Annotated in this window: 9 protein-coding genes; 6 read left to right on the top strand and 3 right to left on the bottom strand. The window is 40.5% G+C overall.

Annotated elements, in window-relative coordinates; genetic code table 11:
- The coding region (locus tag ACTB00_RS06275; protein WP_463299061.1) for a hypothetical protein at positions 1 to 224 on the top strand (224 nt) is incomplete at its 5' end.
- 4 nt (positions 225 to 228) lie between these two features.
- Here ACTB00_RS06275 and ACTB00_RS06270 read toward each other — a convergent pair.
- Together ACTB00_RS06270 and ACTB00_RS06265 are read right to left on the bottom strand one after the other, a co-directional pair.
- Positions 229 to 711: a glycoside hydrolase family 16 protein gene (locus ACTB00_RS06270; RefSeq protein WP_463299060.1), complete on the bottom strand. Its 483-nt coding sequence runs from the start codon at positions 709 to 711 to the stop codon at positions 229 to 231.
- Positions 712 to 713: 2 nt separating this feature from the next.
- The gene (locus ACTB00_RS06265; RefSeq protein WP_463299059.1) at positions 714 to 1,343 is read right to left on the bottom strand and encodes a hypothetical protein; all 630 of its coding nucleotides are present in this window, start codon (positions 1,341 to 1,343) and stop codon (positions 714 to 716) included.
- A gap of 610 nt (positions 1,344 to 1,953) precedes the next feature.
- On the opposite strand from ACTB00_RS06265, the gene ACTB00_RS06260 reads away from it, so the two are divergent.
- The 3 genes from ACTB00_RS06260 to ACTB00_RS06250 are packed head-to-tail and all read left to right on the top strand — an operon-like array spanning position 1,954 to position 4,040.
- A complete protein-coding gene (locus ACTB00_RS06260) occupies positions 1,954 to 2,322 on the top strand; it encodes a hypothetical protein (protein WP_463299058.1) in 369 nt (122 codons plus the stop codon).
- A 4-nt stretch (positions 2,323 to 2,326) separates the two neighbouring features.
- Positions 2,327 to 2,605: an acylphosphatase gene (locus tag ACTB00_RS06255; protein ID WP_463299057.1), complete on the top strand. Its 279-nt coding sequence runs from the start codon at positions 2,327 to 2,329 to the stop codon at positions 2,603 to 2,605.
- Between the two features lie 22 nt (positions 2,606 to 2,627).
- On the top strand, positions 2,628 to 4,040 hold the full coding sequence (locus ACTB00_RS06250) for a pyridoxal-dependent decarboxylase (RefSeq protein WP_463299056.1): 1,413 nt from the start codon (positions 2,628 to 2,630) through the stop codon (positions 4,038 to 4,040).
- Positions 4,041 to 4,118: 78 nt separating this feature from the next.
- Here ACTB00_RS06250 and ACTB00_RS06245 read toward each other — a convergent pair whose 3' ends face one another.
- Positions 4,119 to 4,961 carry an SDR family oxidoreductase gene (locus ACTB00_RS06245; protein WP_463299055.1) on the bottom strand — a complete coding sequence of 281 codons (843 nt, stop codon included), beginning with the start codon at positions 4,959 to 4,961 and terminating at the stop codon, positions 4,119 to 4,121.
- A 254-nt stretch (positions 4,962 to 5,215) separates the two neighbouring features.
- On the opposite strand from ACTB00_RS06245, the gene ACTB00_RS06240 reads away from it, so the two are divergent.
- Together ACTB00_RS06240 and ACTB00_RS06235 are read left to right on the top strand one after the other, a co-directional pair.
- Complete coding sequence (locus tag ACTB00_RS06240; protein ID WP_463299054.1) at positions 5,216 to 5,584, top strand: winged helix-turn-helix transcriptional regulator; 369 nt, start codon at positions 5,216 to 5,218, stop codon at positions 5,582 to 5,584.
- A 285-nt stretch (positions 5,585 to 5,869) separates the two neighbouring features.
- The gene (locus ACTB00_RS06235; RefSeq protein WP_159520964.1) at positions 5,870 to 6,088 is read left to right on the top strand and encodes a Nif11-like leader peptide family natural product precursor; all 219 of its coding nucleotides are present in this window, start codon (positions 5,870 to 5,872) and stop codon (positions 6,086 to 6,088) included.
- Positions 6,089 to 6,182: the final 94 nt, after the last annotated feature.

The raw sequence follows: 6,182 nt of genomic DNA, 5'->3' as shown, positions 1-6,182 counted from the left end.
TCAACAATATTATGGCCAGACTTCCTGAAACGTCCGAATCATGGGTCAATGCGATCCTTTTTGTCATGAACCTGGCCAAATTGCTACAAGTGGCAGAAAGATGGAAAGGTTCTTTTGCGCTCTTCCTTAAAAAAATAAAAGCGGCCATCAAAAACCTGCTGAGATTAGAATTATTTGATGAAAACATTTTGCTGGTTCCAATATCCAACTCATACGGTGTGTAGAAAATCAGCAGACCCTATCTATTTCATTTCCATACCCTCCTCCCTGAGAACATGGAATGCCATCACCTCCGATAAGCCAAAAAGCTGGCCAAGAACCAATTTGATGAGCATACTTTGCTCGGCATTCAAAAACACCATATTGAAAGCTTTCAAGAGTGTTAACCTCTCCTCCAACATAATCCGAATAAACATGATCATAGCCATCAGGACTCCATATACTATCAAGATAGTTGGGGACATAGTGCATTTTTAATTCTAGGTTGCCATTGCTAACACCAATAGTAATCGCGCTATCTATGAGGAAACCTAAATGTCTTTTGAAGTGAGTTGTAGGCTCCCAAACGTTACGATTTAAACTTGCTCCGGAGAAATCTTCGTCAAAAGAAGTCCACATGTAATTTGGATTAAAATTTCGATCATAAGACTGAGGATATATACTGCTATTTAAAAGCAGCATTAATGCAATTGTCAAGATATTTGGTTTCATTTTTATTTTGTTTTAACATTTAAATCAATTCCTAATTTAATACCATAATAAATACTTGTCCGGTAATAGTTCATCCAGTTTTCTTTAAACCTATAACGTGTAAAAGGGATAACCTTTAGAATGCCATTTGTACCTTTCCATTTGTATTCAAATCCCAAATAAGCATCCATGAAAAAGCTTTTATCGGCATAATGTTCTCTTTCTAGAGTATTAACGGGTATCCATAAATGATGACTATGCTTCTCCCAAGAAAAATGAAGAAATTGCCCAGCGTAGACTCCCGAAGTTATAGAAAAACCAATTTTATTTCTCAGCGAAAACAGTAACGGGATACTTAATTCTCCAACTTTAAATCTGTCAGCAGTCTCAATATGTGAAATCAATTTTAGATACTGATATGATACACCAGTGTTAAGATAGCAACTGTTATTCAGAGGGTACTGATAGATAATTTCAAGTCCAGGGTTTACATTATATCCAATATCACCAAGAGATAGTTCATTATCCTTTTCCCTATCATAGTGAGCTAACTGCAAATTAACACTCCATTTAGCTCCCAAAGAGTCTTGAACTTGCGCCTTCGTATCTAAAAAGAAAATTAAAAGAGGAATTACTAATTTTAAAAATTTCATGATTTACGTTTTAATAAAATGTATTTGCAATAATTTATCTGTTTTTTGCAAGCTCGATCTAAGGGGGTGATCTCATTCTATTTGTTTTAAAGGTTCAACATTGTTTGGATTGGGCACCTTTTCCAAAATTTTAGACTTTGGGAAAGCTTGTTGTTCCTCCGTCAAAAACCTCAATAACTCAGTAGATGCTATTCGATTTCAAACGGTTGTGCCGGAATTTTATGTCAGAAAACATAATCACAACTAATTATAGATCTGTTTCAGTGTGGAAAGGAAACCCCATAATTGAATGTTCAATAACACATTAAAATCTTCGTCTAATACTTGACATTGGTTCGTCAACCACAGGGGTGAGTTCGTGCGTAAAAACGGGTAGTTTATGAGTTGGAGGAGCGGTTTTTGAATTTTAAGTGGCAAGAGAACGGAGAGTAATTTAGATTGAATCTGAATAAACTGGGGCGTTGGGGATTCCAATCCTCTACTTCTTATTTCGATTCCGCTATAAAAATCATTTTTTTAGCAGACCGGAATCCGCTACACGAGGAAAAAAGATTTGGAATAATCTAAAATAGTTTATGATTCTTCTTAATTTTAAACAAAAAAGCTAGTTATGGAAAGGCACATTAATATCGTTGCAGCGATACAGATTGGGTTTAGTATTTTCGGAGTGGTGATTGCGGCTCTGATTTATTTTGTTCTGAATATTGCAGGCAATCTTTCGGGAGATCAGGAAGCCAATTTTATTCTGAACATCATCGCAAATTCGCTCACCGTCTTTTTTATCGTTTTATCTCTTCCGGGTATTCTGGGTGGCATTGGATTGTTAAAACGGAAAGAGTGGGCGCGTATTTTAGTTTTAATCGTATCGGTATTGCAGCTGTTTAATTTCCCATTGGGAACAGCAGTTGGTGCCTACTCCATTTGGGCTTTGGTTCAGCCCGAAGTCGTAGCCGAATTCAACAACGCAAAAACGAACTAAACCGTTGAGCAGTAAAGTAGCCAAACATATCATTGTTAGCGGGCGAGTTCAGGGAGTTGGCTTCCGGTATTTTGTTAATCAAAAAGCAAAGGAATGCCAACTAACCGGTTGGGTGAAAAATCTGCCAAACGGCAACGTTGAAATCGAGCTTGAAGGTGACGAAAAAGATTTGGCCTGCTTTGTCGATTACCTCAAGGCTGGAAATGGTTATAGCCGGACTGATCAGCTTCACCAAAGTGAAATAGAGCCAGGCAACTACACTAATTTTTCGATTCGATATTAATATGACACCTAAAAATTACCATATGAGTCCCGCCCAGTTCAGGGAGGAGGGCAAAAAAATGATTGACTGGATTGCCGACTATTACGAGCAGGTAGAAAACTACCCGGTTTTGTCGCAAGTTGAGCCGGGTGATATTCGCAAAGGCCTGCCTAATGCAGCGCCCGCCCAAGGAGAAAGCTTTGATGCGATGATGCAGGATGTGGAGCAACTAATTATGCCCGGCATTACCCATTGGCAATCACCCAACTTTTTTGCCTATTTCCCTGCCAATGCCTCCGGGCCGTCAATTCTTGGTGAGTTGCTTTCAGCGGGACTTGGCGTACAGGGCATGCTTTGGGCAACCAGCCCGGCTTGCACCGAACTGGAGAGTCAGGTCATGGATTGGCTGGTGGATATGATGGATTTACCGCAGCATTTTAAAACTACCCGGAATGGTGGAGGGGTGATTCAGGATACTGCATCGAACGCACTGTTGACGGCCATGCTTTGCGCCCGCGAAATGAAAACGAATTTTGAAACGAATCGCATTGGAGGCTGTCCCAAGATTGTGGCCTACATTTCGTCGCAAACCCATTCTTCGGCCGAGAAAGACATTAAAGTTATTGGTGTTGGCACGCAAAACCTTCGAACAATTGAGGTTGATGAAAACTTTGCGATGATTCCGGAGAAGCTTGAAGCGCAAATCAGGAAAGATCTGGAAGAAGGCTACATTCCGTTTTTTGTTTGTGCTACAATTGGTACCACATCCTCGAATGCTGTTGATCCAATCCGGGAGATTGGAGAAATATGCCGCCGATACGATATCTGGATGCATGTAGATGCAGCCATGGCCGGATCAGCTGCTATCTGCCAGGAACAACGTGCTGCATTTGATGGGCTGGAGCTTGCTAAAAGCTATGCCTTTAATCCACACAAGTGGATGTTTACTAATTTCGATTGCGACTGCTTTTTTGTGTCTGATAAATCGGTGCTCATAAAAACGCTTAGTGTTTTACCGGAGTACCTGAAAAACGAAGCAACCGAAAATGGGGCTGTGATCGATTATCGCGATTGGCATCTCCAGTTAGGACGTCGGTTTCGGGCATTGAAACTTTGGTTTGTCATCCGACATTACGGCGTTGAAGGATTGCAATATCATATCCGGGAACATATCCGGTTAGCCGCTGAATTTAGCAAATGGGTAAAAGAATCAGCCGACTTTGAGTTGCTCAGTGAACCGCCTTTTAACCTGGTTTGCTTCCGGCATAAAAATGATAATGCATTCAATAAAAAGCTCATCCAAAGCCTGAACAAGAGCGGCAAAATCTACCTGACACATACCGTATTAAACGGACAATTTTGGCTGCGCATGAGCATCGGGCAAACACAAACAGAGCTGAAACATGTGCAGGATGCCTGGCGACTGATCGGAGAGAAATCACGAAGCATCAGTTAGCTCTTCTCTCGACATCAAAAAAAAATGGCCCTCACGAATCGTGAAAGGCCAAAATTGTTTTCATATCTTTTTCAGCCTTTATAATGCCTGAGCAACGGCATCGGCTAACGAAGTTGTTGGCCGACCAATCAATTTAGAAAGCTGTTTGCCATCATCAAATAAATCGCCTTTTGAGGCACCTGTATCCCAGCTGGCAATTGCTGTTGCGAAAAATTCGGGCAAGCCAAAACTTTTTAGCACTTCAGCATATTCTCCTTCCGGTAGATTTTTGTAAGGAATATCTTTTCCGGTCTGACGCGAAATTTCAGCCGCCAGGTCAGTCAACGTATATGCTTCATCACCGGCCAGCTCATACACGTTGCCTTCGTGTCCTTTTCCGGTTAAAACCACAGCGGTTGCCTTTGCAAAATCAGCACGAGTTGCCGACGATATTTTACCCTCACCGGCACTGCCTACAAATGCACCACCAGCCAACGCTCCCGCAATCGACCCGGTGTAATTCTCCGAATACCAGCCATTACGTAAAATGGTATAAGCTATTCCGGAGGCCTTCAGTGCATCCTCGGTTGCCAGGTGTTCGTCTGCCAAATTCAACGACGACGTATCAGCATGCAGTAAACTGGTGTAAACAATCCATTTCACGCCTGCCGCCTTTGCTGCTTCAATTACGTTGGAATGCTGCTCGGCGCGTTTACCAATTTCACTACTTGAAATCAGTAACAAGTGATCAATTCCCCCCAAAGGATCGACCAGTGTGTCCGGCTTCGAGTAATCGAATTCGCGGACTTCGACACCAAGCTCCGCTGCCTTTTCAGGCGTACGCACCAACGCTACAATTTCATCACTATTCACTTTCCCTTTTAGTTTCTCAACCACAATTTGACCCAACTGGCCTGTTGCTCCTGTAATTCCTATTTTCATATGATTTAAATTGGTTATTTATAAGGTATCATATGGAATTCTCGATGAAATTTAATTATGCTTGTTCGTGAAATATCGCAGATTAAACTTCATGTTCGTTTCATATAATCTAATTTTAAATCCTGTTTGCTTTACAATAGTTCTTTAGTTACTTTTGGTTACTCAAAGATATTTGGTTAGTGTCTTATAAACAAGAACGTACAAATACCTCAGATAGTTACGCAGAAGTTAGATACGTTAATTATCAATTGATTATGGACGAGAAAGAATTGACAAAATATAGTAATGCAGAGCAATGCCCTGTTCGGAATGTTGTTGATCGAATTGGAGACAAGTGGTCATTGCTGGTTTTACTGCTATTAGAAGAAGGTGAAGTGATGCGTTTTATGGAAATCCAGAAAACCATTGAAACCATTTCGCAAAAGATGTTAACCGTAACCTTGAAAGCACTTGAGGCTGACGGGCTGGTTAAGCGTACCGTTTACCCGCAAATACCGCCAAAGGTTGAATACAAATTGACCGAACGAGGAAGAAGTTTGCTACCGCATTTGCATGGGCTTGTAGCGTGGGCCGTTGAGAATATGAGCAACATCGAGGAATCGAGAAAGCATTTTGCCTCCTGATTGGGTGAAATCGTTTTATCTCGTCATGAAACCAAGACAGCGAGACCAATTGTTTTGAAGTAATGTTCAAATTGAGAGTAGAAATAATATTGCTCTAATTTTCTATTGAATGAGCTGTATTTGCGTTTTGTGAAAAAGATTAAATGTCTCGTATTAATAATCTATTTGTTTGATTATTGTTTGTTAAATTATCTGATTGCCGTAGATTTATTTCATTTGAAGTATAAATGTCAGGTTTTAATTATCGTTATATTTGCGTCTTTATTAATATAAACTTTAGAAAACATGTCAAAGGAAATAGTTTTTGATTTATTGGACAAGGGCGCCGAGGATAGGCAATTTCGTATTAAGTACGACAATGCGTTTACAATGGAAAAATTTGTAGAACTCGCCAAAGAAGATGGCTTCGAATTTACTGTAGATGACTTAAAGGCGGCTTTGCGCGAAAACGGTGATTCGTTTGATTCATACGGCAATCCACCTAAAAAGGGAATCTGGGTCTAAGCGTACTGCATAATTTGCTTTTTTTGAAGTTGCTTAATCAACAGAAAAACTAAAACCAAGGTCCAATTTTACAAGTAGTGCCATGCATCTGACG

It is taken from the genome of Sunxiuqinia sp., from assembly GCF_055140945.1.
The sequence above is the reverse complement of the archived record's forward strand: the minus strand, read 5'-3'. Positions and strand labels throughout refer to the sequence as shown.

What these genes read in the sequence shown, in the direction of transcription:
- ACTB00_RS06245 (WP_463299055.1), bottom strand. Translation starts at nt 4,961, where the DNA reads ATGAAAATAGGAATTACAGGAGCAACAGGCCAGTTGGGTCAAATTGTG.
- ACTB00_RS06240 (WP_463299054.1), top strand. Translation starts at nt 5,216, where the DNA reads ATGGACGAGAAAGAATTGACAAAATATAGTAATGCAGAGCAATGCCCT.
- ACTB00_RS06235 (WP_159520964.1), top strand. Translation starts at nt 5,870, where the DNA reads ATGTCAAAGGAAATAGTTTTTGATTTATTGGACAAGGGCGCCGAGGAT.
- ACTB00_RS06270 (WP_463299060.1), bottom strand. Translation starts at nt 711, where the DNA reads ATGAAACCAAATATCTTGACAATTGCATTAATGCTGCTTTTAAATAGC.
- ACTB00_RS06250 (WP_463299056.1), top strand. Translation starts at nt 2,628, where the DNA reads ATGAGTCCCGCCCAGTTCAGGGAGGAGGGCAAAAAAATGATTGACTGG.
- ACTB00_RS06260 (WP_463299058.1), top strand. Translation starts at nt 1,954, where the DNA reads ATGGAAAGGCACATTAATATCGTTGCAGCGATACAGATTGGGTTTAGT.
- ACTB00_RS06265 (WP_463299059.1), bottom strand. Translation starts at nt 1,343, where the DNA reads ATGAAATTTTTAAAATTAGTAATTCCTCTTTTAATTTTCTTTTTAGAT.